This window comes from Vibrio sp. 10N.286.46.A8, from assembly GCF_041470165.1.
Lineage (GTDB): Bacteria > Pseudomonadota > Gammaproteobacteria > Enterobacterales > Vibrionaceae > Vibrio > Vibrio tasmaniensis_A.
The window spans coordinates 1-23,887 of record NZ_JBFRLX010000015.1 but is presented as its reverse complement, the minus strand read 5'-3'; the positions used below and the strand labels follow the sequence as shown (position 1 = coordinate 23,887).

Genomic DNA, 23,887 nt, shown 5'->3' with positions numbered 1-23,887 from the left:
ATTGATTTAACTATAACTCTGTTACTTTCATTAAGCTTTGGCAGCAGCCAGCAAAGCGCCGCAGCCCATGAACATACCACCAAATATTTTATTTATCTTACCCATTATGCGATCTGAGCGAATAAAACGTCCCATTTGTGAAGCTAATGAGGTGTAACCCAACATAACCACGCTATCAATAAATACAGTGGTCACTCCGAGCACCAACAACTGCGGTGCTTGCGGTTGTGTCGGGTCGATAAATTGCGGAAACAGAGCAACTAAGAACACGATAGATTTTGGGTTAGTCAAATTGATAAGCACTGCATTTCTGAGCAGTTTGCCACTCGATAGCGTTGATTTTTCTTCTGAAGCCACCAAGCTAGACTTATCACGCCACTTTTGAATGCCTAACCATAGAAGATAAACCACGCCCACCCATTTGATGATGGTAAATGCCAAGGCGGATTTTGCCACTAGTGCACCAATACCCGCTCCCACCAGCATAATATGAAATGCAAGACCGAGCTGTAAGCCTACGATCGACGCAAGTGACTTCTTGGTGCCATAGCTGAGCCCATTGCTGATTGAGTTAACGGTACCTGAGCCCGGTGCCAAACTAAACAAAATCGCCGTGACGACATAAGCAAGCCAAACATGAGTATCCATTTGCATTTCCTTACTAGTTCTTTAATCTAACAACATTAGTAGCGATGACGCTCTCACATGCATCAGTTCAGGTAATTTCCCATGGAAAACCACAGTGCCACCCTGTTTTCATACACGCAAGAACCTGAGTTCGAGCAAGCGATTAAACACCCGATCTCCACCTTTTGGCAACAACGAAAGGATGGTTATGTTACATCATCTGGTAAAAAAAGATTGTACTGGTGTAGCTTAACTTCTCCGACACACACCAAAGCTATTGTTATTTCAAATGGTCGCATCGAGTGCTGCTTAAAATACCAAGAGCTCTTTTATGATTTCTATCAGCAAGGTTATGACGTTTATTCATTTGACCACCAAGGTCAAGGTCAGTCGGAACGTATGGTAACAGACTCTGACATTGGTCACATTCACGAGTTTGATGATTACGTATCAGATATGTCTGACATTATTGCCAGTTTTGATCTTAGCAAGTATTCCAATCGCTACCTGCTCGCACATTCGATGGGCAGCACAATCGCCACTCGCTACTTGCAAACTCATCCCAACCACCCGTTTGACAAAGTCACTCTGTGCGCTCCGATGTTTGGGATCAATACTGAATGGTACTTCAAGCCTATCGCAATGCTTGTTGGACAAGCTCTCACCGCTTTTTATGCCAAGCCGACTTATGCCCCCGGGCAACAGGCATATTACTCTAAGCCCTTCGAAAATAACTTATTAAGCCACAGTAAGGTGCGCTATCAGTGGTTCCGTTGCCTGTATGACGGCTCCCCTTCTTTGCAGGTTGGCGGACCAAGTACTCGCTGGGTATGGCAAGGGTTAATGGCAGCCAAGCAGGCAATACAACAAACTCGTCAAATCAAGATCCCACTGCTATTGATTCAGGCAGGGGAAGAGAAGATTGTGAGTAACGATGCTCAAGTGAAGTTCATCAATAAGCTGAAAAAAACCAACTCTGATTGCCAGTTTAAGGTGATTGAGGGTTCTAGGCATGAGGTGCTGTTTGAGCAAGATGAATACCGTAATCACACACTGGATGCTATCAATCAGTTTTTTGCCTAGATCGAATAAGCTAATAGGCTAAGTAACCGACCAAGAAGATAAGCGCTAAAGAGGAAGAGAAGTAAGTGAGCTTTGCCCTCTTTTCTTGCATGAAATTGGCATACAATTTCCACCTAGAGATATTGTAGTTAAAACGATGCTAGCGTTGGCTAGTATTGATATTTGCTGAGCATTTTGCAATGAGGGTTAAATGACTATTCCTGCACTTAAAGATTCCGTGAAAATTGTTGCTTCTGATTTAGATGGTACACTTTTGGCTCCCAACCATCAGCTAAGCGACTTTACCAAGCTAACGCTTAAGAAGTTACACGAGCAAGGTTACACCTTTATCTTCGCTACGGGTCGCCATCACGTCGACGTAGCAGGGATTCGTCAAATTGCAGGGATTCCGGCATACATGATCACGTCAAACGGTGCTCGCGTGCACGACCAGAACGATCAACTGATGTATAGCCAGGACGTCCCTCAGAAATTAGTTCAACCGGTTATTGATATTGTTCGCCAAGATCCAAATATCTTTATTCATATGTACCAGAATGAAGATTGGTTACTCGACCGTGAAGACGAAATGCTCGCTAAGTTCCATAGTGAGTCTGGCTTTAGCTACAAGCGATTTGAAGCTGATAATGCCCCAAGCGACGGCATTGCTAAAGTCTTCTTCACACATCCAGAGCAAGACCACGAATATCTGGTCACGTTTGAGCAAAAGCTGAAAGATGCGTTTGGAGACAAACTGAACATCGCCTTCTCAACACCTTGGTGTTTAGAAGTGATGGCCGCTGAAGTATCTAAAGGCCACGCCTTAGACGCTGTTGCGAAATCATTGAACCTGACACTGGATAACTGTGTTGCCTTTGGTGATGGCATGAATGACGCAGAGATGCTAGCGATGGCGGGTAAAGGTCTAATCATGGGCACATCACATGAAAAAGTGATGAAAGCTCTACCAGACAATGAAGTGATTGGCAGCAACGCAGACGACGCCGTTGCTCACTATCTAGAAAAGCACCTGCTCTAATCTCGTCTCGTCGAAGAGATCTGTATAAATAAAAAGGCAGCCAACTGGCTGCCTTTTTTGAACCTTACGTAAAAAGCTCTCTCTAACGCTATCGAGAACCCAGTACTTCTTTACTTAATATTGCCTGCCACTCTTGTTCGGTAACCGGCATGATCGATAATCGGTTGCCCCGTTTAACCAGTGGCATTTCTGACAGTTCAGGCATGGCTTTAAGCGTTGCCAAAGGAATCAAGCGTTCAGTCACTCGCACAAACTCAACATCAACCATTATCCAGCGCGAGTTATCGGGTGAAGACTTAGGGTCGTAGTAATCACTCTCTGGGTCGAACTGAAAGTGGTCTGGGTAGGCTTCTCTGGTTACTTTCGCGATCCCCGCCACGCCAACTTTTTTACATGATGAATGGTATATCATCACCAAGTCTCCAAGCTTGACGTCATCACGCATCATGTTTCGAGCCTGATAGTTGCGTACACCCTCCCAACAAGAGGTTTTTTGTACTCTCAGAGTCTGAATAGAAAAGGTGTCGGGTTCTGTTTTAAATAACCAATATGCCATAATAAATCCAATTAACGGTTGCTCCGAGGAAGATATAACATGAAGGTAATGAAAAACCCAGTGACATGGCTAGTCGCATTCACTCTACAAGGCTGTGTCACAGCGCCAGATGCTCCCCAAAAGCCAGAACTACCACCAGCAACCTTGGATGAGCCACTGAGCATTCAACCGCAAACCTTCATCATGCGTGGTCAGGTTGTGGTTGGCCATGAAAGCCGAACCTTCACCCCTTGCGGTAGCCAACAACAATACTGGTTAGACTTATCTCCAGAGTTAGCGCTAGAAGCACAAGGGCTCTCAACGAGACCTTACCAAGCTTTATATGGCGAGTTGATTGGTCATCTAACCGTACCGAGCCAAACCGGGTATAACGCAGATTTCACGGCACGTTTCGTGGTTGATCAAGTGAATATCCTAACCGCAGAAAACCCTAATCGTTGTGACCAACCACTGCGTTCAACACGAGTATTCGGTAACGAACCCTTTTGGTCAGCAACCTTCGATAAAGACCAGCTCAAATACACCAAGATGGGCGAACAACCACAGCTCCTCGATATTGAATCAAGCCGCACCACACCAAGCAGTCGTGATTACCAATTAGAGGGTAAAGCAGCGCAAGGCAAACTCAACCTTACAAAAGAGAGTTGCAGCGACGGCATGAGCGATTCTATCTATGGATGGCATGCCAAGCTTAACCTCAATGACAGTAACTATAATGGCTGTGCAACGGTCTCAAACCAAGATCCAACATTGGACTGGAGCGGACTCTATTTCGCTAGCTCAACGCAAAATTCAGGGTTCTCTATCAACCTTGAACTCAACGATGACCACAGTGCTATCACGACTTATTCATACAGCAATGGAGACCCTTCTATTGTTGAGCAGGGCTTCTGGCAGCAACTGAACCAAAATCAGGTAAAAGTGGTTATGACTCGCCACCAGCAACAGTATTTGATCTCTGAGCGCATCTTCACGCTCGATAACGGTAAGCTCGTCGCAGAAAAAGAGAAAGTGGGCAACGTGGTCTATCCGATTGCCAATGGCGGTCTGGTGCTATTCGAAGCTAAGAGTGCGCAAGCGCAAGCAAATACCACCACTAACGCTGATCTAACCGCAAAACAGGTGAACTCCAGTGATCAACTTGATCCAAAAGTCGACCAAGCGATCCGCAAGTATTTTAAGATCAACAACAGCTCACCTGACGATACCAAGTACCGCTGGTTAACCTACGACCTCAACGGTGACGGCAAGGAAGAGCTGTTTGCCCAACTCGATTGGTGTGGCTCTGGTGGCTGTACACTGCTGATTTTCGAAAACCATCAAGATAACTGGCGCTTCAATAGCCGAGTGACACTGGTTAAGGGCGACATACGCTTAGGTAAATCGCAAAACCACGGCTGGCAGGATCTGATCTTCAATGTCAGTGGCGGCGGTGCAACAGCTGCGAAACACACACTGTCCTACTCTGGTGTCAGCTACCCGCTAAACCCAAGTGTTGCACCCGTTACAGATGATGCTGATATCAGCGATGTGGTTTTGTTTGCTGATGGCATCTCACCCGTACAAAGTGGAGTGAAGCTGTAAACATGAGTAACCAACAAGCTTGCCCCGGTTGTGGCTTCATTCACCAGTGCGTTTGTCATCTAATACCGACGGTTGAAAGCCAAACTGATCTTGTACTATTGACTCATGAGAATGAGCTGTCGCGAGACACCAACACCGGAAAGCTGCTTCAGCAATCTATTGAGCAGTGTCAGTCCTTGGTATGGCAAAGGAAAACACCACCAGCGGAGCTAATGGCACTGCTTGAAGATGAAACACGACAACCGTTTCTGTTATTCCCAAGTGATCAAAGCATCGAGTGTCAGCAAGCTGTGATGACCCAAGCCCAGAATCGTAAACCGCTATTCATCATTTTGGATGGCACATGGCAAGAAGCGAAGAAGATGCTTAACAAGAGCTCGTGGTTACAAGCAGTCCCACAAGTTCATCTCGACATCACCAGCGAATCCTCTTACACCTTGCGCCGCAATCAAGACAGTGGCCATTTGTGTACTTGCGAAGTGGGCATTGAATTGCTCAAATCTTTAGGTGAAAGCGAACCAGCCAAGCTCATTGATGACTACTACCAACAGTATCTAAAAGTATTCCACGCCGACAAATGTGGTCATGCTCTCAAATAGAACAAGCACGAGCGCGGGAAGACAACAGACACATTTCAGGACGGGACAAATACTGAAAACAAAAGGGTGAGCCATGAGCTCACCCTTTTTACATCGTACTTTAATCTATTGAACCATTTAGTGTTTCACGTGAAACGCACACTCTAGCTGTTCGTTGAAAAGAGATTTTACTCTCCCTATCAGAATAAGCGTTGAGGCTGACCAAAGTAGTAACCTTGCAGGTAATCGATACCCATGTCTTCGGCAATACGGCACACTTGTTCGTTATGAACAAATTCAGCCACCGTCTTAGCATTCAGAATCTGACATAAACTCACCAGTTGCTGAGCGATCTTGCGCTGTTTCTTATCTTTATCAATATTCCGAATTAAACTGCCATCAAGCTTTATGACTTGTGGTTCTAACTTCAATATCTCATCAATGTTCGAATAGCCGGAACCAAAGTCATCAACAATAATATTCACACCAAGGTCGCGGAAGTGATTACACACCTCGATCAAGCGACCGTAATCCTGAATTTGTTCCGTTTCTAACACCTCTAAGCCAATACGCTGTGGGTGACTGATTTTCTTGATGGCTTGCTCAAGGTGAAGAATGGTTTTCTCATTGCTAAAATCTTGTGGCGCCAAGTTAATTGAGAACGAATCGGTTCGCTGACTCATAAAATCAAAGGTACGCGTTATCATCTGGCGACTCAGACGCGTATAGAGATGCGTTCCTTCTATGATTGGCAAGAACTTACCCGGCACAATCAGTTGTCCATCTTCTTCAATTCGAACCAAGCACTCGTAGCTTTCTACCTGATGGCTGTGCGCAGAGACAATAGGTTGGGAACACGCCACAATATTCTGATTAAGCACCGCGCGACTGACACACGACAGCCAGCCAAGCTGCTCTTGGCGATGCTTCTCTAATTGAATGAGCGTCTTGGCGCTCACTAGATGCTTGTTCTGACTCACAGCGCTGCGCCTAGCATCAATCGCCTTCAACAACAAATCATCAATCGAGGTCGTAGGAAAATCTCGACGGCTGGCTATACCCGCACAGATGGATACCGACAGGTAATCAATATCAGGCAACCCCGTTGGTTCAAAATTCACATGTTCGGTTTGGTCTGCAAATTCAGAAAAACGCTGATGAATATGTTCTTGCCCCACCCAGCTATCAAACACCACCGCCCACTCACCGATACCAATGCTATAGAGCTGACACCCCTCATCAAAGAACTGCCACAGCGCCTTTTGAAAATACTCGCTTAAATCATGCAGAAGCTTGTCACCGACTCGATAGCCATACTTCTCATTGATTTGGCCAAATGTCGTGACTTTCAAAGCCAACAAATGACTATCGGTACTCATTTTTGACAGCTTTTCACGCAATACGCTTCGGTTAGGTAAGCCTGTACGGCGATCAATTCGGTAGCTCGCGGTCAATGCGGTCGCTTGCTGTTGAATCTTACTCGCCATGCTGTTGTTCATGTCATCGACATCAAGCAGAGCATTTCGTATCAATGAAAACAGAGGGGAAATATTGGTCGCGGGTTGTGTCTCTAATGGCAATACCGCCTTGCCTTCACCTTCCCTAAGCGCAAGATAAGTGAGGCTATGATGCAAAATTCGTTGCTGGCCATTATCTTGATAGAGCTCTCCCATGCAGTACACGCCATAGGTGTCCGCTAATGCTTGGAAAACCTCAACCTCTTGGTTGCCATCAATGAAATCAATGCGAGAGGTACAGTTGTAGATAAAAAACTGTTCTGGCTTATGGGAAGCAATCTGTTGAACGCCCAATCGGATTTGCTCTAGGGTCAATGAAGGATGGTCATAACAAAACCGCACCTCATCACCAACCTGAAACGACCCACTGAATTCTATCTCTCCGCCCTCTGTCACCTTGAGCGGTAAGTGAGTATTCTGGTCTTTTGGTTCACCAACCATCAAAGGGAAGTTATACAGTTGCTCAAAAGGGATTTCGAGACCGTCAGCGAGGTAACGATTATAGACTTCTCGGACAGGTATACCGTCCAATTCAGCTAGCCGATTATCTTGAGCGCCAGTCACTCGGAAGGTACGACCAATGGGGTTCCATTCGCAGTAATACCCCTTAGTAATTGCGAGTTCAACACTGTGCAGTGCTAACATGACATAGGCATTTTCATAGCAAATACCATCGAGCATCACCCATCGTCCATGCTCTGTAATGGTCGATGCACCGCCACAAATAGGTAATGAATATATCGACTGCTCAAACGCTGAAAATAGATCTTGGTTATTTATCTGCAAGCGATCGGCGAAACAGATAATGCTTTGAGTATCAGAATTACATTCAAGCTGCTGCCACATCGCTTGGCTATCCCGTCGAGGCTGCTCGCTATATTCGACAACACCACAAGTGTAAGACGTCGCCTCAAAGCGAGTAACAATAACATAGAGACCTTTATGCAGGATCACACCTTGGCTGATGTAGTGATTAGCGCTACAACCAATCAATTTGGCGTTGGGGAAAGTCGACTGAATTACTTGGCAGGCAGCCAACACCGAATCTTTCTCGAAAGAAGAAAACACCTGAATCAGTAGATTGTCATGTTGATGAAAATCTATCTTTTGCAATTCACGCTGGGTGCACTTAATGTCTTGTATCTGGAAAGAGGTCGATTGCATATTCACATTAATCGTTACGTTAATGATTTGTTATTGTGCTTATTATAGATAAAGCTTGCACGGAATACTTACAATCGTCTTATAAATAATGTGACGCTAGTTAGACATCATTCATTCCACTAAAGAGCCATCATCAGTGCCAGTGAAGCACTTTAAAAGCAAGTAACGTTAAGGTCTGAGGGTTTTAATAACTAAAACAGTCGCTTAGGCTCACCAAAGTAATAACCTTGCAGATAATCGACACCCATTTGCTCTGCAATTTCACAAACCTGTTGGTTATGGACAAATTCGGCAACTGTTTTGGCGTTAAACACCTGACACAAGCGTACTAATTGAGAGGCGATATTCCTTTGCTTTGGGTCTTTGTCGATATTGCGAATCAAGCTACCGTCGAGCTTTATGATCTGCGGCTCAAGTTTAATGATCTCATCAATATTGGAATAACCAGAACCAAAGTCATCAACAATGATTCTCGCCCCAAGAGCACGGAAGTGATCACACACTTCTATCATGCGGCCATAATCTTTGATCTGTTCAGACTCGAGAACCTCTAGACCAAGTCGAGTGGGGTCGTTCATACCACTAATCGCTGACTCGAGAACTTCAAGCGTCTTATCGCTCAGTAAGTCTTGTGGGGATAGGTTGATTGAAAAAGAACTCTGCTTATTTGCCATGTAGCCAATGGTGTTTCGAATCATGTGCCGGCTAAGGCGAGTATAGAGATGCGTGTCAGCAATAATGGGTAAGAACTTACCAGGGAGTACAATGGTACCGTCCGACTCCATGATTCTGACCAAGCACTCTTGGCCAATCATTTCGTGAGTACCAGACGCCACAATCGGCTGTGAGTAGGTGATAATGTTCTGATCTAAGATTGCGCGGCTTACACAGCTCAGCCAGCCTAGTTGTTCTTTACGATCTTCCTCACTCACCTGAATGTTTTTTGCATTAGTGATGTGAGTATTGTTCCGCACCCCGTAGCGTCGAGCTTCAATCGCTTTCAACAAGATCTCATCACCGCTATCAGCTAAGAAATCACAGCGACTAGCGAAACCACCACACAGAGAAACCGAAAGGTAGTCTATGTCGGTTAATCCATATGGCTCAAAATTAATATGCTCAATACCATCAGCAAACTCGACGAAACGTTGCTCTATCTTCACGCTATCGACACTCGCGTTAAAGATAATTGCCCACTCACCGACACCAATACTGAACAGTTCAACCTTTACCTTGGATTCCTTAGCCACACTAAGGTGCAATCGGTCGACAAAATGATTCGACAGATCAAGCAGTAATTGGTCACCCACTTGATAACCGTATTTTTCGTTAACTTGATGAAAATTAGTCAGCTTCAGCGTCAACAGATGTTCATTGAATAAAATCGTATTGAGGCGTTCTTTTAATACAATACGGTTGGGTAGCCCAGTGCGAGAGTCAATACGGTAGCTTTCAGTTAAGCGGCGTGCCTGTTGATGGAGTTTGTTCTCCATCTGAGTATTCATACTGTCGAGGTCTGCGACCGCATTTCTGACTAAGTTGAGTAGTGGCGATACCGTTGAGTCTCGCTTGAAATCTTCGCAACGAAACTCATTAATCTCGTCCGACTCTCTCATCGCAATATAGGTAAGGCTGTGATGCAGTATCTCTTGGCGATCGTCGTTGCGATATAGTTCGCCCATGCAGTATGCACCACACGCGTTTACTATCCCTTCAAATGGTTTGAGCTCAAGTTTACTGTCGATAAATTCTAGTCGAGATACACAGTTATAGATGATCACCGATTCAGGCTGATGCACGGCAAGCATCTCAGCGCCGTGACGCACTTTTTCTGCGGTCAAAGAAGGATGGTTATAACAAAACTGGGCCTCTTCGCCGACATGCCAAGGGCTATCAAACTCAATACTACCATCATCATTAATACGTAGAGGCGTCGAGATGCACTTCTTTCTGCCGAGCTCTCGATACAGGGGGAAGCTCATCAACTGACTAAAAGGGAGATCTTTACCATCAGCAAGGTAATGTTTGAACACCTCGATAGCCGGCTTGTCATTCAACGCATATAAACGATTTCCAACTGCGTGTGTCACTCGCAATTTCATCCCAATAGGATTCCACTCAGAATACGCGTCCGACCAAATCTTTAAGCTAGGGTTAGTCAATGCAACCGCAACACAAGCATGTTGGTAGGTTTGCTCATTATGCATAACCCAACGGCCATATTCATTCTCGTGGCACAGCCCACCAGCAACTGGTAATGCGTAAGGTAAACTCTCAAAGGCGCTATAAATAGGATAGTCACGCCCTTCAACCTGATCGCACAAGCTGATAACCGTTTTGGTTTCTTCTGTAAGGTTTAATTGAGAAGCGAGATCTTGGCTGTCTTGATTTGGGTTTCCGGTAAACGTCTGAACTGTAGACGTTAAATGGGTATCGTTAAATTCACTGACGACGACTAAGGTACATTCATGCTTCAGGCTGTTATCACAGATAACATAACGGGCGCTCTGACCGATTAACGTCGCATGCCCTATGCGATTGAGGGCTGCATTGGCAATTCGACGAGCGATATCAGAGGACTGAGCAGAGAAAATTTGAATAAGGTACTGTTTGCTGTCACACCACTCTCGCTGATCAAATTGAGACTTAAATAACTCCTCAGTATTTGCGAGAAATGTAAATGTTTGCATGCCAACCCTTGTTCGAAATCGAGTGAAATGAGAACCCGCACTACTATGAATCAAAAATTTCGATCAAAAGTAGTCGCCAATTATCCTAGCCTAAACAGGCATTTAATTGTGACTAATGTAACAATTCAATATCATAAATGCGACACATTAAGCTTACTACGGCCATTAAGTTAATCGCATAAGATCACTAAGTTGCTCTATTTCAACATCAGGCAGCACTGTTGCCTTCGGGGAATCATATAAATTGGAACCAGTATCATTAAACCAGCATGCTTGGAAACCATTTGTCTTAGCTCCATAGACATCGGTTCTAAGATGGTCACCAACATGGAGAATATTCTCAGCGTCACAATTTAGGTATTGCTGAGCTTTATCAAACATATCTGGGTAGGGTTTTGCTCTGCCGTCAGGACCGGCTTTAAAGATTAATTGGAAGTACTGCCCCAAGCCAATTTTATGTGGGTCGACATTGCCATTAGTAATCGCAACTAAAGGAATACGTTGGCTCAGCTCAGCCATCACTCGATGCGTTTCTTGTGGCACATCCACCTGATTTCGCAGCCACAAGGCGTGTTCTATGCCTTCACGAGCCGCTTGTTCTGCTTGCTGCTGAGAATACCCCAGTTGTAACAAACCACGCTTAATCTGTGTTTCTCGCCACACGGTGACATCATGCTTTAACGCTGGGTTTTCAGAGGCGACTTGCTGTTTGATACCTTGCCACTCTTCTAACGAAAGAGAAGCAGACACAGGATGCTTTTGATAAAGCCACTGCGCCATCTCTTTCTCAACCTTCATGATCACAGGCCAGTTGTCGTACAAGGTATCATCCAAATCAAAGGTCATGGCTTTGATGGGCTTTAACCCTCGATAAATTCGCATAGTTAAACCTTTAATCTAATCTTTATTCTTCTTACGAGCTCTTGGATGAGCTTGGTCATAAGCTTGTGCTAAATGTTGGAAATCTAAGTGAGTGTACACTTGGGTTGTCGAGATGTTTTCATGCCCGAGCAACTCTTGAACCGCACGAAGGTTTTGGCTCGACTCCAGTACATGCGTTGCAAAGGAGTGACGCAGTTTATGCGGGCTGATGTGACTCGCGACAGATTGCTTCTTGCCCCACTCTTCCATGCGCTTTTGCACGCTGCGATGAGAGATACGAGTCCCTAACTTCGAGACAAACAGTGCAGGCTCACCCGGCGAAGCTAGTGCACCACGAACTTTGAGCCATTTATCAACCCACTCTTTCGCTAAACCAGAAAAAGGCGCTTTGCGTTCTTTGTCGCCTTTACCAATCACTCGGATTTCGCCTTGTCGACCCAACACATCTTTAAGATTGATACCGACCAGCTCGGCCAGTCGTAGTCCAGCACCATACATCACTTCCATCATCGCTCGGTCACGAATCGATAGCGGGTCATCCTCGTTTACGTCAAGCAGCTGCCCGACTTCATCAACATCGAGGTTTTTAGGCAAAGGACGCTGTTTGCGAGGTGCTGAAACCCCTTTAGCAGGATTGGCGGTCATTTCGCCACGCAAGACAAGGAAATCAAAGAAGCTGCGCAGTGACGATAAGCGAGTCGCAATACTGCTCGCTTTCATTCCTTCGCGCATGCCTTTACTTGCAAGTTGTCTTACCCACGCCGCATCGACTTGAGACCAATCCTTTAGTCCAAGAGTGACTAAATGAGCGGCCATGGTTTCAAGTTGTTGTTTGTAGTTACGTTGGGTGTGTAAGCTGAGTCCCTTCTCACTTCTAAGATATTCATAGAAGCGAGAGAGCGGCTTTTGAAGGCTATTAGGAAGAGGTATTTTGGGCTCTAGGCTCATTATTTATCTGCCAAGGTAAGGTGTCCGCCAAATGAGCGACAACAAGTGCTAAATGGCGTAAAAAGAGCGTGTCCATATGAGGCTGGAAGTGTCCGCCATCTTCACTAGAAAAAGCGAGTACACCCAGTGGAGATCGCTTAGCAAGGGGTAGCACTACATAAGAGCCTAGCTCTGGAACTGGATAATCACCAAACAAATCGTGTCTGTCTGCCTTTCTCAATCGCCCTAGATAAGCATCTTTGCCATTGAAATGGTTAAGTGAAAATTTCGAGTAACGCTCTTCATTCAGCTGATAAAAACCTAATTGTGAGAGAACTCGTACATGAGCTTTAAGCCCTAGTTCCAACGCTTTTTGTTCAACAGCCTTGATAACCTGAATGAAGTCACTGCATTTCAACACTTGAGTTTGCAGATCCATGAATTCATAGAAAGTTTTATCGTTATTCGCCGCTAGTGACATCAGGCCAGTGATCTCTTCTTCCAGCTCTTCGATTCTATGACGCTGACGTTTAAGCTGAATCTCAACCAGAGAAACAGCGCCCTGCTCAACATTATTAATAGCAAGGCGATCAACCAAATCTTTCCTGTTTTGAAAGAAATCTGGGTTATCACGTAAATATTCCGCAACCACCTCTGCAGTCAGAGTGTCGCCTTCAACGTAAGACAAAACCTATCCTTTATTTTTTATAAATCTATTTGTTATATCGTTATTAGCAAGAAAGCTGACCATCAAACACATGCGTTGCTGGGCCAGTCATCAACAGAGGTTTCCCAGGGCCTTGCCAGCTAATGTGTAAGTCACCACCAGGTAGACGAACCTTCACATTCTCAGCCAGTAAGCCTTGTGTTATACCAACAGCAACTGCACCACATGCGCCACTGCCACACGCCTGAGTTTCACCCGCACCACGTTCGTAGACGCGCAAGCGAACCTCTTCACGGTTAACCACTTGCATAAAGCCAGCATTAACACGCTCAGGAAAACGTTCGTGAGATTCAAGCAGCGGACCTAAGGTATCCACATCTGCTGTATCGACGTCATCAACTACGGTAACCACATGTGGGTTACCCATGCTAACAGCACCACAGAACAAGGTGTGTACGTCCGTTCTTAGGATATACGTCTTTTCTGGCTGCTTCGCCTTAAATGGAATCTTGCCCGGTTCGAACTCAGGAATACCCATGTTGACAGTGATTAAATCATTGTCTTCAATCTTAAGAACCATTTTCCCTTTCTTGGTGCTCACGTTGATGCTGTACTTATTCGTTAAGCCTTTCATGCGAACGAATCGAGCAAAACAACGTGCACCATTGCCACACTGCTCAACTTCACTGCCATCTGCATTAAATATGCGATAATGGAAGTCAGTTTCAGGATCATAGGGAGCTTCAACTACAAGTAGCTGGTCAAAACCCACACCAGTGTGACGATCCGCCAAACGACGGATCAAATCTGGAGAAAAGAAAATATTTTGAGTAATGCAGTCCACGACCATGAAATCATTGCCCAAACCATGCATTTTAGAAAAGTGGAAGTGCATAACGCTTAAAATTACTCCGGAAGAATGTTTTCAAGTTCCCACAGACTCGTAAGCTCTTCACGCTGACGAACCAAATGAGTTTTATCGCCATCAACCATCACTTCTGCCGCACGCGAACGAGTGTTGTAGTTAGATGACATTGCGAAGCCATAAGCACCAGCTGAACGAACAGCCAATAAATCGCCCTCTTCAAGAACAAGGTCGCGATCTTTACCTAGGAAGTCACCCGTTTCACATATAGGGCCAACTAAATCGTAAGTCACAGCTTCCCCCTGACGTGGGCTAACTGGAACAATATCTTGCCAAGCTTGGTAAAGTGCAGGGCGCATCAGGTCGTTCATTGCCGCATCGATAATGGCAAAGTTCTTATGCTCTGTTGGCTTAAGGAACTCGACTTTTGTTAATAATACACCAGCGTTAGCCGCAATCGCTCTTCCAGGCTCGAAAATCAGCTCTAGATCAGAATGATTGTCTAGTCGCGCCAACAAGGCTTTCGCGTAGTCAGAAGGCTGTGGTGGTAATTCATCACGATAAACCACCCCCAAACCACCGCCAACATCAAGATGCTTGATGTTGATATCGTTAGCTCGTAGTTGATCGATCAACGCAAGCAAGCGATCAGTGGCATCAATGAAAGGTTCGATATCGGTTAACTGAGAGCCGATGTGGCAATCAATACCATGGATAGACAAGTTATCGAGTGTTTTAGCAAACGCATAAACAGCAGGAGCACGATCGAAGGCGATACCAAACTTGTTATCACGCAGACCCGTAGAGATATAAGGGTGAGTATTGGCATCAACATCAGGGTTGATTCTCAGTGAAATCGGCGCTTTAACTCCAAGTTCACCGGCCACTTTATTCAGTCGCTCCAGTTCTGGCTCAGACTCTACGTTGAAACATTTAATGTTCAACTCAAGCGCTCGCTTCATTTCTGCGGCTGTTTTGCCGACACCAGAGAAAACAACTTTCGCCGGATCGCCACCTGCAGCAACCACACGCTCTAGCTCACCACCAGAAACGATGTCAAAACCAGAACCCAAACGAGCTAAGGTATTCAACACACCTAGATTCGAGTTAGCTTTAACGGCGTAACACACCAAATGAGGGTGCTCACCTACCGATGAGTCAAATGCGTTCCAGTGACGTTCTAATGTGGCACGAGAATATACATACAGCGGTGTACCATATTGCTCTGCTAGTTGTGAAAGTGCGACGTCCTCAGCCCAAAGCTGGCCATCTTCCTGATAGTTGAAGTAATCCAAAGTTCTTATCCCTTATAAATAACGATTTCTGCGTGTTTCACTTATTGTGATTGTTCAGTCTGTTGAACCTCATCAGGATCATACAAAGGACCCGTTTGACCACAACCAGAAAGTCCAATAACGGACACCATAAACAAAGCGGTAATTAGTTTTTTCATTTTGCACATCGTGATTATTAACTCAATGCCCCCTATAATCGCACCACACTCAGGAAAAGCAATAGGATAGAAAGGATGAACGAGACTGAATTTCATAAGCTGGTCGATATACAGATGCAAAACATCGAAGAAGCGATCGATGAATCAGAGGCAGATATTGATTATGAAGTGACTGGTAACGTAATGACGTTGGAGTTTGAAAACCGCAGCCAAATTATCATCAATCGCCAAGAACCAATGCGTGAGATCTGGTTAGCGTCTAAATCTGGCGGCTTTCACTTCAAGTTAGTTGACGACAAGTGGACATGTTCAAAGACGGGCATGGCGTTGTTTGAGATGGTCAAAGAAGAGTGCGAAAAGCACGCAGATGAAGAGATTAATTGGGTCTAATCATTTGTAAGCAAAACTAAAAAGGAGTGAATCAATCACTCCTTTTTTAATATCAATCAGTCTTGGTAAGACTAGATATTGACTATCTTTGAGCTCCGAGAAGCTAAAGTCGCATCGTTACGATATGGCACCACATAAGAGTTACCTTCTTCAGGGTGAACAATTTGGTAATACTGAGGTAGGTTAAAGTTAATCAACTTAGACGACACCTTCGACTCATCTTTTACTGAAGTGTAGAAAGAATTCACGCTTGCGATCATCTCATCTTTTTCACCGCTGTACTGGTGATACACCTCAACCTGATTCGACTCGTCCAATACATAAATATTGAAACCTTTGTCGGTATCCTCAAAGAAAAATTGAATTAAACCTTCACTCGCAAAACCATCAACCACTTCTGGTAGCTGATACTCTTGCTCTTTATCGAGCATCAGTAAAGGTGAACCCTTCAGCTTATTCGTCGAGATACTACGATAGAAATCGACCGAGTTTTCCAGCATCTGCACCGAAACGCCACGACGTTCAAAGAACAGACCAAACATTTTGTTTGCCAGGCGAATAGCTTTAAATCGGCGGCGCTTCTCTGGCTCAATTGGTTTTAATCGCAAGTCGATACACTCGGCAAGCAGTTGATACACCATATTACGCATCACACCGCGTAGGTTTTTGCTGTAACAGAACACATCGACCGACTCTGGCGGCAACGCATCCTGGTGCATTTTACCCAGTACCGTCTTCAGCGCGTCCAACATCGCGGTTTCGCCTTGGAAATGAAGTGTACGAACTTCATGCCAAGAGTTCCGATAAACCAGATCGACACTGCCAACTAAACTCTTACCTTCTTCACCAAAACTGAAAATATCGGCATTCTTAAGATCCACTTTTAATGCGCGACCACTTAATTCAGACGTCGGGTCATTTTCAAAGTTGATGAACATCGCCAGTTGACTGATCTCACACGGGCTCGCCAGTGCCTGCATACTCGGACGACGCTTACGCAAAGAGAAGGTATTACGTAGATCGCTCACCATTTGATAAAATTTATCGATATCAATATGAGCATCTCGAACCACAGAGTGCAAACGCGTCGACTCTGTAATTAGGCCATTAAAGAACGACCAAGCAACCAATTTACTCAAGTACTCATGGTGTTCAAGTGAAGGCTGACCGAGAATGCGATGTGCAATCAAAGGCTGTTTGTACAAGTACCAACCCGCTTTATTTGACTGACCCTGACGAACTTCGATAAAGCTCAAATCAGGCTCATGCAGATCCGGGGATATTTGTGGATTCAGTAGCGTCACTTTGCCTGGTAACACCTCAAACGCAGCGTAAAGTTTACGTGCCAAGATACTGATATCTTGCGGGCTGATAGCTGAAGTGATGTCGTTACGACGTGCAAATTGAATCAGGTTACGATAGCTCAGCATCAAGGCATCAAGCAGCGCATGGTGCACCACTTTAACCTGCTCAACCTTCCAGTTACGGCGGTTGTCGAGCTCAGCAATGGTTTCATGTCCCCAGTTCCAAGATTTAGTCATCTCGGTTAAGGCTTCACGACGCCATGCGACAGAACCAATACCCGCATCTCGTGACAACTTCTCGTGGGTCTTAAGATAGAAGCAGCGTCTCACCAAATCCAATCGAGTATGGTCGTTGATACGTTCTAGGTAGCGAGTTACCTTCTCAAGCATCAGATAGTAGCTATCCATGCCATACAGATCAGGTTCATCTGCGAAGAAACGACGCTTGGTGTCAATACTAAGCAGTTGGGTGTTTGGGTATTCCCATGAATAAGCTTCTAACAGGATCGCCTTCAACACCGATTTATACGGTGAGTCGATACTCTTATAGAGCTGCCACAGGTTTGAACCAAAGTACTCTTCAGCAGGAATACTGTTCAGCTTGCCGAAATCGATCCACTGCGAGCAATCAAGATAACCATCGTTACATAAACCTTGGACATACTCGTCATAGCACTCCTCCATTTCTGGCGGGATGATTTGCCACAACAAACGCTGGCCAGCCAAACGAACGGCTGAGCGATAGAACTCATCAAGCAGTAGTAAGTGCTGTGAAGAACCACAGTTATCACCGGTCATCTCTTCAGAATGATTCGAGCGGAAACGCTCTTCATCCATCAAAAAGAAGTTTGCTTCAACCCCTAAGGTTTCAGCCCAATCAGTAATAAGCAGACATTTATTGGTCAGACTATCGCGAGATGCGCCATCCATATCTGGAGATACACACACCCAGATATCAAGATCACTTGAGGTACTTTGACCAATAGACGAAGTACTACCCATGGTGTACAAACCCAAGATTGCTGGTTCAGCGGCCTCGGTAAGTTTTCCGCCCAGAGTTAATTCACTATCAGAGACAAATTGCTTTTGGAATTCATTAAGCGTGAAGCTACGAATTCCAAAAGGAACTTGTTGGTCATAATAACCAGGCATCATCGGATGATTGAAATGAAGCAGCGCGGGGATAAGGTTAAAAACTCGCTGGCCCTGCACATTCATCAACGCCAACGCACGATCAATGCGCTGCTGATTTAGATTGTCTAATCGTTTAATCAAAGTTTGAGTGTAAGCCTGCAAGGTAAGTCCTTGGTTTGAGATTAAGTGTACTTCTGTTTAGTTACTGAACGAAAGCAGCAACAAAACGTGATCAATTTAACACTTTTACCCTTATCGGTAAAGCAAAGGACGCCGTCATACTTACGAATCCCTTGATGACTGAAAGTAAAACTCGCGGCGCCGTAGTGTCCTCTTTATTGACTATTTCTAATAATAGCCCATGTTTCAAATGAGATACCAATCACACTATTTTGGTGAACTCATGAAATTCCCTCTGCTATCAAAGTATCGAATGATCAAACAGTAAGAATTTTCGCCTCACAATGGTAGGATTAGCCAATTACAGAACCTATATCGGAAACACCATGACAAATTCAGCACCAATCCGTATCGCGACCAGAAAAAGCCCTCTTGCCCTTTGGCAGGCATACTTTGTAAGGGATGCACTGCAAGCTGCTCACCCTGGTTTAGAGGTTGAGTTGGTAACTATGGTGACCAAAGGTGACATCATCCTAGACACGCCACTTGCTAAAGTAGGCGGTAAAGGGCTATTCGTTAAAGAACTTGAAGTAGCAATGCTAGAAGGTCGTGCTGATCTAGCGGTTCACTCAATGAAAGACGTACCGGTCGACTTCCCTGAAGGTCTAGGTCTAGTAACTATTTGTGAGCGCGAAGATCCTCGTGATGCTTTCGTATCAAATACTTACAACAACATCGATGAGTTACCACAAGGTGCAGTTGTAGGTACATGCAGCCTGCGTCGTCAATGTCAGTTGCTAGAATACCGCCCAGATCTCATCATCAAAGAACTGCGTGGCAACGTTGGTACTCGTCTAGGTAAACTCGATGATGGTCAATACGATGCTATCGTGTTGGCAGCAGCTGGCCTTAAGCGATTAGAGCTAGAAGAGCGTATCCGTAGCTTTATCGAACCTGAACAGTCTCTACCTGCTGTAGGGCAAGGCGCTGTTGGTATTGAGTGTCGTCTAGATGATGAACGTCTAATCAAGCTTCTTGAGCCACTGAACCACAAAGACACAGCCGATCGTGTGCTATGCGAACGTGCAATGAACCTAACTCTAGAAGGTGGTTGTCAGGTTCCTATCGGTAGCTACTCATTATTAGATGGCGATAATATCTGGCTACGTGCATTAGTAGGCGAACCAGATGGTTCTAAAATGGTTCGTGGTGAGATCTCTGGCCTTCGCAAAGATGCAGAAGCACTTGGCGTTACTCTGGCAAATCAATTGCTGGATGATGGCGCGAGAGAAATCTTAACCAAGCTATACGCAGACCAAGAATAACTATGACAGTGTTGGTGACTCGTCCCGGTTCAGAGGGACAATCGCTTTGCCAACAACTAGCGGATGAAGGGATTCAAGCAATCCATCATCCGCTTATTCGTATCGTTGATAATCCACACTCATCGGATTTAAGCACCCAGCTTAATAACAGCGATATCATTATTGCAGTCAGTCACCACGCCGTGACCGCTGCCCAAAACATCCTTTCGAAAACTTCAGCTATTTGGCCAACTTCGCCGCTTTATCTTGGCGTTGGTCAAAAAACTGCGCACGTTTTAAGCAAAGTTAGTAAACAAAAAGTAAACTATCCCAAAGTGAGTGATAGTGAACATCTTCTCAAACTTACTGAACTTAATGGCGTAGATAATAAATCCATTTTGATACTGCGTGGAAATGGTGGGCGTGAGCTCATTAGAGATTCTCTACTCAATCGAGGTGCACAAGTCTCTTATTGTGAGACCTACCGTAGAGAATATATTCCTATTAGCGACCACAATACCTATCAAACATGGATAAACAAAAAAACGTCCAAAGTTGTCATCACTAGTCAGGAACAATTGGAGTATCTCTGCTCAATTACCCCTGATGAGTATTTGGCTTGGCTTTCAACAAGACATTTATTTGTCCCAAGCCAGCGCATAGTAGAACGAGCACAACAACTCGGCTTCTCAAACGTGACCAATACTCACAGTGCTACGAACCAAATATTACTGGCTGCTCTCCGGCCCTAGCTAGAACAGGAAATAAGCATGACAAGCAAAAAAAATAATGAGCATATTGAACCTGAAAAGAAACAAGACACTCAGCCAGTAGTTGTTGAAAACGAAAAAGCTGACTCTACAGAGACAAAACAGCCTGAACAAAAACTTGATGCCTCTGCGTCAAATACCGCTCAAAATGAACAGCCTCAAGCTGAACATAAAGAGCAAATAGAGAGAGAAGAAAAGCAAGGTAAGCGCGGTGTAAAACTAGGCGCTATTGCGATCGCTATTTCAATTATCTTCAGTAGCGGTATCGCCTTTCAAATGCAGCAAAAGAGCGCTGAGTACTCGGCTCAAATCGCTGCTCTTCAAGCACAACTGCAAAATACTCAATCTGCAGTAAATAAAGACCTACAAACCATCAAGCAAGAGACAATCCAAGAAGCATCACATGCGGTGGAGAAAACTCAAGTCGTGCAATCTCAGCAACAGAAGAGCATTCAAAGCCTACAGCTAGCGGTTGCTGATGTTAAAGGTCGCCGTCCAAATGACTGGTTGCTTGCTGAAGCTGATTACCTTGTGAAACTAGCAGGACGTAAACTGTTCCTCGAGCATGATGCCGTTAGTGCAACCAAACTAATGGAAAGCGCCGATCAACGTATCGCCGCACTGAACGACCCAAGCTTGGTCTCTCTTCGTCAATCAATGACCAATGACATTACTAAGCTTCGCACTATTCCTCTTATCGACCGTGATGGCTTAGTTCTTCGTATCACAAGCCTACAACAACAAGTCGATACGCTGCCGCTTGCCAATGCGATTCTTCCAGAAGCTGCGGTTGTTGAGAAAAAAGCCGTATCGCAAGATATCAATGATTGGCAGAACAACCTGATGACGTCGATGAAAGATTTTTCAGAAAACTTCATCACATTCCGCAGTCGTGATGGTGAAGTTATTCCTCTACTCTCTCCTGAGCAACACTTTTACCTGCGTGAGAATATCAAGGGCAAACTAGAGACCGCAATTCGCGCTGTCTACAAAGAACAAGGCGATATCTACAGTGCAGCACTACAAACAGCTAACGAGTGGTCGAAGTCGTACCTAAACCAAGATAACAACTCAGTGATTGAGTTTGAGAAGGCGATTAAACAGTTAAGTGAGCAGAATATCTCTGTGAAATACCCTGTAAAACTTGAGTCTCAAAATGAGTTGTCAGATGTTATACGTGAGCGCCTACGTCGTGAAGTCACTGTTATGACCACGGAGGAAAAATAATGATTCGTTGGATTTTTCTTTTTCTCGTTCTCGGAGCTGGGTTAATTGTTGGTACTCAGTTCTCTGGTCAACAAGGCTACGTTCTGATCTCAATTGCGAATAAGACCATTGAGATGAGCGTGACAACACTGGTTATCTTTGTCATTGCTCTTCTAGCTGCTCTATTCGGCTTAGAGTACCTATTTAAAAAGCTTATGTACGCAAGCTCGACAACTTGGAACTGGTTCAGTGTTCGTAAACTAAAGCGCTCTCGTCGTTATACCAATGAAGGCATCATCAAGCTTCTTGAAGGTGACTGGAAAGGCGCAGAGAAGAAGGTAACTCGTTGGGCTAACCACCACGACATGCCGCTACTTTGTTATTTAGTCGCTTCTCAAGCTGCTCACGAACAAGGCAATACAAGTGAGCGTGATAAGTACATCGAGCTTGCTAGCCAACAAGAGGACTCTCTATTGGCAGTTGAGCTAACGAAAGCAAAACAACAGATCAGTGAGTCAAACTACGAAGCCGCATTCGATACACTTTCAACATTGAAAGGTTCGTACCCGAATAACACCGCCGTACTTGGCCTGCTAAAAGCCACTTACATGCAGCTTAAGCTGTGGCAGCCACTGTTAGAGCTAACGCCTAAGCTGGCTAAGAACAAGCTTCTTACACCTGATGAACAAGTTGAGCTGGAACAGAAAGCACAATGTGGTTTGCTTCACGATGTGGCACAGCAGCAAGGTAGCGAAGGTTTAATCAGTCATTGGAATAAGCTTTCAAGAAAGCAAAAACAAAGCTCTCACCTTGTTTCCTGTTTTGTGAAGCAACTGATCGCTCGTAAAGCTGATTCAGAAGCCTTCACAGTGATTAAAGAAAACATTGCGAAGAGTGGTTCAAATGAGCTCTACATGTTGCTTCCTGAGCTAAATCTTGCCGATCACCACCCAGTAGTTGTGATGCTAGAGCGCGCCATCAGTAAAGATGGTAGCAATGCCGAAGCACACAGCGCATTGGCTCAATTCTACCTAAGAGAACAGAAGTGGGCAGAAGCGCAAAGTCACTTTGAAAAAGCACTAGCACTTCGCTCTAATGTTTCAGATTACGGATACCTATCTGATGCACTAGAGAAGCAGAACCTAACGAAAGCAGCCCATGAAGTTTCTCGTAAGGCACTCGCTCTCGTTCAACCAGCGTAATTCAAAACGACTCAAACTAAGCCGATGTCTAGCCTCGGCTTTTTTGTATCTGTTATTTGCCCCTAGATAACTTCTACAACACATCTCATCGAACCCTACGCGTCCAACGCCACGCCACCAAACTAACTATTAAATTACGCAATGGAGCCTCTCAAATACACGGAGAACTACTTTAATTATTTCTGTATGTAGTTTTGCGATTTTTATAAACAAGCCCTAAGAAGAGGCTCGAGAGGAATCATAAAGAAAAGTAACGCCTGTAAGCTGAAGAGTAAAAGGAGCTCACTTTGAGAGAAGACATTTAAAGATATTCACCAACAGACCGAAAGCCACGTTAAATCACGCTGAATTAGCAATTAAATGGCCATCAATATTCCAACTATAAAACGCTAAAGCCGGGGCTTCACGTAACTGCTTAATAGGTTCATCTATTAAGCAATAGAGATATAGCAAGAGTTGCCGAACCAGCAAAACCTTGTGACTAAAGACGAGACATCTTTATCAACCAGTTCAAATTAGTAAGAAGTAAACCTCACTAAGACATTCTCTAAAGGTTAATCATTGAATCGATAGCCACAAATATCAACTAACGCAATCAAGCGCTTCTAGAAAGAGCAAGACTTTTATAATAAGTGTTGGAATATCAGAGCTCGAGATCAACGGACAACGCTTCTACAAAACTCGAAGTTGAATAATAAGATTCATATGCCGGAAACAACGAAAGCCTAGTCGTCAGACTAGGCTTTCTAATATGTGCCGGAATAGCGTGAAGTGTAGGGTCTCGATGCCTTTACAGCACTCATACAATCTACAAGCAAAACTCTTTTCTTCAAATGTAAAAAAGCC

General features: G+C 44.7%; 20 protein-coding genes. 9 read left to right on the top strand and 11 right to left on the bottom strand.

Annotation, left to right across the window (positions count from 1 at the left end; all coding sequences use genetic code 11):
* Positions 1-30: 30 nt before the first annotated feature.
* On the bottom strand, positions 31-648 hold the full coding sequence (gene rhtB, locus AB4232_RS02285) for a homoserine/homoserine lactone efflux protein (RefSeq protein ID WP_009848221.1): 618 nt from the start codon (positions 646-648) through the stop codon (positions 31-33).
* A gap of 81 nt (positions 649-729) precedes the next feature.
* Between rhtB and AB4232_RS02280 the strand changes: the two genes are divergently transcribed.
* Positions 730-1,710: an alpha/beta fold hydrolase gene (locus AB4232_RS02280; protein ID WP_372085964.1), complete on the top strand. Its 981-nt coding sequence runs from the start codon at positions 730-732 to the stop codon at positions 1,708-1,710.
* A gap of 190 nt (positions 1,711-1,900) precedes the next feature.
* Complete coding sequence (locus AB4232_RS02275) at positions 1,901-2,728, top strand: Cof-type HAD-IIB family hydrolase (RefSeq protein WP_009848219.1); 828 nt, start codon at positions 1,901-1,903, stop codon at positions 2,726-2,728.
* Positions 2,729-2,816: 88 nt separating this feature from the next.
* Here the strand turns inward: AB4232_RS02275 and AB4232_RS02270 are convergent, their stop codons facing one another.
* On the bottom strand, positions 2,817-3,284 hold the full coding sequence (locus tag AB4232_RS02270; RefSeq protein WP_372085962.1) for an EVE domain-containing protein: 468 nt from the start codon (positions 3,282-3,284) through the stop codon (positions 2,817-2,819).
* A gap of 39 nt (positions 3,285-3,323) precedes the next feature.
* Here AB4232_RS02270 and AB4232_RS02265 point away from each other — a divergent pair, with 39 nt between their 5' ends.
* Positions 3,324-4,868, top strand: coding sequence for a COG3650 family protein (locus AB4232_RS02265; protein ID WP_372085959.1), 1,545 nt, complete (start codon positions 3,324-3,326; stop codon positions 4,866-4,868).
* A 2-nt stretch (positions 4,869-4,870) separates the two neighbouring features.
* Positions 4,871-5,467, top strand: a complete 597-nt coding sequence (locus AB4232_RS02260; protein WP_371728366.1) for a tRNA-uridine aminocarboxypropyltransferase — start codon at positions 4,871-4,873, stop codon at positions 5,465-5,467.
* Between the two features lie 179 nt (positions 5,468-5,646).
* Here the strand turns inward: AB4232_RS02260 and AB4232_RS02255 are convergent, their stop codons facing one another.
* From AB4232_RS02255 to lptM, 8 genes are all read right to left on the bottom strand, one after another.
* Positions 5,647-8,127, bottom strand: coding sequence for an EAL domain-containing protein (locus tag AB4232_RS02255; RefSeq protein WP_135382946.1), 2,481 nt, complete (start codon positions 8,125-8,127; stop codon positions 5,647-5,649).
* 191 nt (positions 8,128-8,318) lie between these two features.
* Positions 8,319-10,817, bottom strand: a complete 2,499-nt coding sequence (locus AB4232_RS02250; protein ID WP_065679907.1) for an EAL domain-containing protein — start codon at positions 10,815-10,817, stop codon at positions 8,319-8,321.
* A 165-nt stretch (positions 10,818-10,982) separates the two neighbouring features.
* Positions 10,983-11,699 (bottom strand): 5-amino-6-(5-phospho-D-ribitylamino)uracil phosphatase YigB, encoded by a 717-nt coding sequence (gene yigB, locus AB4232_RS02245; protein ID WP_372085956.1) that lies wholly within the window; start codon positions 11,697-11,699, stop codon positions 10,983-10,985.
* Positions 11,700-11,714: 15 nt separating this feature from the next.
* Positions 11,715-12,647, bottom strand: coding sequence for a tyrosine recombinase XerC (gene xerC / locus AB4232_RS02240; RefSeq protein ID WP_122047531.1), 933 nt, complete (start codon positions 12,645-12,647; stop codon positions 11,715-11,717).
* Positions 12,616-13,314: a DUF484 family protein gene (locus tag AB4232_RS02235; protein ID WP_012605049.1), complete on the bottom strand. Its 699-nt coding sequence runs from the start codon at positions 13,312-13,314 to the stop codon at positions 12,616-12,618. The genes xerC and AB4232_RS02235 overlap by 32 nt, the downstream gene beginning before the upstream one ends.
* Positions 13,315-13,357: 43 nt before the next feature.
* A complete protein-coding gene (gene dapF, locus AB4232_RS02230; RefSeq protein ID WP_009848210.1) occupies positions 13,358-14,188 on the bottom strand; it encodes a diaminopimelate epimerase in 831 nt (276 codons plus the stop codon).
* A gap of 11 nt (positions 14,189-14,199) precedes the next feature.
* On the bottom strand, positions 14,200-15,453 hold the full coding sequence (gene lysA, locus AB4232_RS02225) for a diaminopimelate decarboxylase (protein WP_009848209.1): 1,254 nt from the start codon (positions 15,451-15,453) through the stop codon (positions 14,200-14,202).
* 41 nt (positions 15,454-15,494) lie between these two features.
* Complete coding sequence (lptM, locus tag AB4232_RS22765; protein WP_407829960.1) at positions 15,495-15,611, bottom strand: lipoprotein; 117 nt, start codon at positions 15,609-15,611, stop codon at positions 15,495-15,497.
* 75 nt (positions 15,612-15,686) lie between these two features.
* On the opposite strand from lptM, the gene cyaY reads away from it, so the two are divergent.
* Complete coding sequence (gene cyaY, locus AB4232_RS02215; protein WP_009848207.1) at positions 15,687-16,001, top strand: iron donor protein CyaY; 315 nt, start codon at positions 15,687-15,689, stop codon at positions 15,999-16,001.
* A gap of 71 nt (positions 16,002-16,072) precedes the next feature.
* Here cyaY and AB4232_RS02210 read toward each other — a convergent pair whose 3' ends face one another.
* Positions 16,073-18,601: a class I adenylate cyclase gene (locus AB4232_RS02210; RefSeq protein WP_135382947.1), complete on the bottom strand. Its 2,529-nt coding sequence runs from the start codon at positions 18,599-18,601 to the stop codon at positions 16,073-16,075.
* A 344-nt stretch (positions 18,602-18,945) separates the two neighbouring features.
* Here AB4232_RS02210 and hemC point away from each other — a divergent pair, with 344 nt between their 5' ends.
* The 4 genes from hemC to AB4232_RS02190 are packed head-to-tail and all read left to right on the top strand — an operon-like array spanning position 18,946 to position 23,041.
* Positions 18,946-19,884: a hydroxymethylbilane synthase gene (gene hemC, locus AB4232_RS02205; RefSeq protein WP_009848205.1), complete on the top strand. Its 939-nt coding sequence runs from the start codon at positions 18,946-18,948 to the stop codon at positions 19,882-19,884.
* Between the two features lie 2 nt (positions 19,885-19,886).
* Complete coding sequence (locus AB4232_RS02200) at positions 19,887-20,615, top strand: uroporphyrinogen-III synthase (RefSeq protein WP_372085954.1); 729 nt, start codon at positions 19,887-19,889, stop codon at positions 20,613-20,615.
* 18 nt (positions 20,616-20,633) lie between these two features.
* Entirely contained in the window at positions 20,634-21,860 is a 1,227-nt protein-coding gene (locus AB4232_RS02195; RefSeq protein ID WP_372085952.1) for a uroporphyrinogen-III C-methyltransferase, read from the top strand.
* On the top strand, positions 21,860-23,041 hold the full coding sequence (locus AB4232_RS02190) for a heme biosynthesis protein HemY (protein ID WP_135382950.1): 1,182 nt from the start codon (positions 21,860-21,862) through the stop codon (positions 23,039-23,041). The genes AB4232_RS02195 and AB4232_RS02190 overlap by 1 nt, the downstream gene beginning before the upstream one ends.
* Positions 23,042-23,887: the final 846 nt, after the last annotated feature.

Coding starts and splice junctions, on each gene's coding strand:
- rhtB (WP_009848221.1), bottom strand. CDS start 648: ATGGATACTCATGTTTGGCTTGCTTATGTCGTCACGGCGATTTTGTTT.
- AB4232_RS02280 (WP_372085964.1), top strand. CDS start 730: ATGGAAAACCACAGTGCCACCCTGTTTTCATACACGCAAGAACCTGAG.
- AB4232_RS02275 (WP_009848219.1), top strand. CDS start 1,901: ATGACTATTCCTGCACTTAAAGATTCCGTGAAAATTGTTGCTTCTGAT.
- AB4232_RS02270 (WP_372085962.1), bottom strand. CDS start 3,284: ATGGCATATTGGTTATTTAAAACAGAACCCGACACCTTTTCTATTCAG.
- AB4232_RS02265 (WP_372085959.1), top strand. CDS start 3,324: ATGAAGGTAATGAAAAACCCAGTGACATGGCTAGTCGCATTCACTCTA.
- AB4232_RS02260 (WP_371728366.1), top strand. CDS start 4,871: ATGAGTAACCAACAAGCTTGCCCCGGTTGTGGCTTCATTCACCAGTGC.
- AB4232_RS02255 (WP_135382946.1), bottom strand. CDS start 8,127: ATGCAATCGACCTCTTTCCAGATACAAGACATTAAGTGCACCCAGCGT.
- AB4232_RS02250 (WP_065679907.1), bottom strand. CDS start 10,817: ATGCAAACATTTACATTTCTCGCAAATACTGAGGAGTTATTTAAGTCT.
- yigB (WP_372085956.1), bottom strand. CDS start 11,699: ATGCGAATTTATCGAGGGTTAAAGCCCATCAAAGCCATGACCTTTGAT.
- xerC (WP_122047531.1), bottom strand. CDS start 12,647: ATGAGCCTAGAGCCCAAAATACCTCTTCCTAATAGCCTTCAAAAGCCG.
- dapF (WP_009848210.1), bottom strand. CDS start 14,188: ATGCACTTCCACTTTTCTAAAATGCATGGTTTGGGCAATGATTTCATG.
- lptM (WP_407829960.1), bottom strand. CDS start 15,611: ATGAAAAAACTAATTACCGCTTTGTTTATGGTGTCCGTTATTGGACTT.
- cyaY (WP_009848207.1), top strand. CDS start 15,687: ATGAACGAGACTGAATTTCATAAGCTGGTCGATATACAGATGCAAAAC.
- hemC (WP_009848205.1), top strand. CDS start 18,946: ATGACAAATTCAGCACCAATCCGTATCGCGACCAGAAAAAGCCCTCTT.
- AB4232_RS02200 (WP_372085954.1), top strand. CDS start 19,887: ATGACAGTGTTGGTGACTCGTCCCGGTTCAGAGGGACAATCGCTTTGC.
- AB4232_RS02195 (WP_372085952.1), top strand. CDS start 20,634: ATGACAAGCAAAAAAAATAATGAGCATATTGAACCTGAAAAGAAACAA.
- AB4232_RS02190 (WP_135382950.1), top strand. CDS start 21,860: ATGATTCGTTGGATTTTTCTTTTTCTCGTTCTCGGAGCTGGGTTAATT.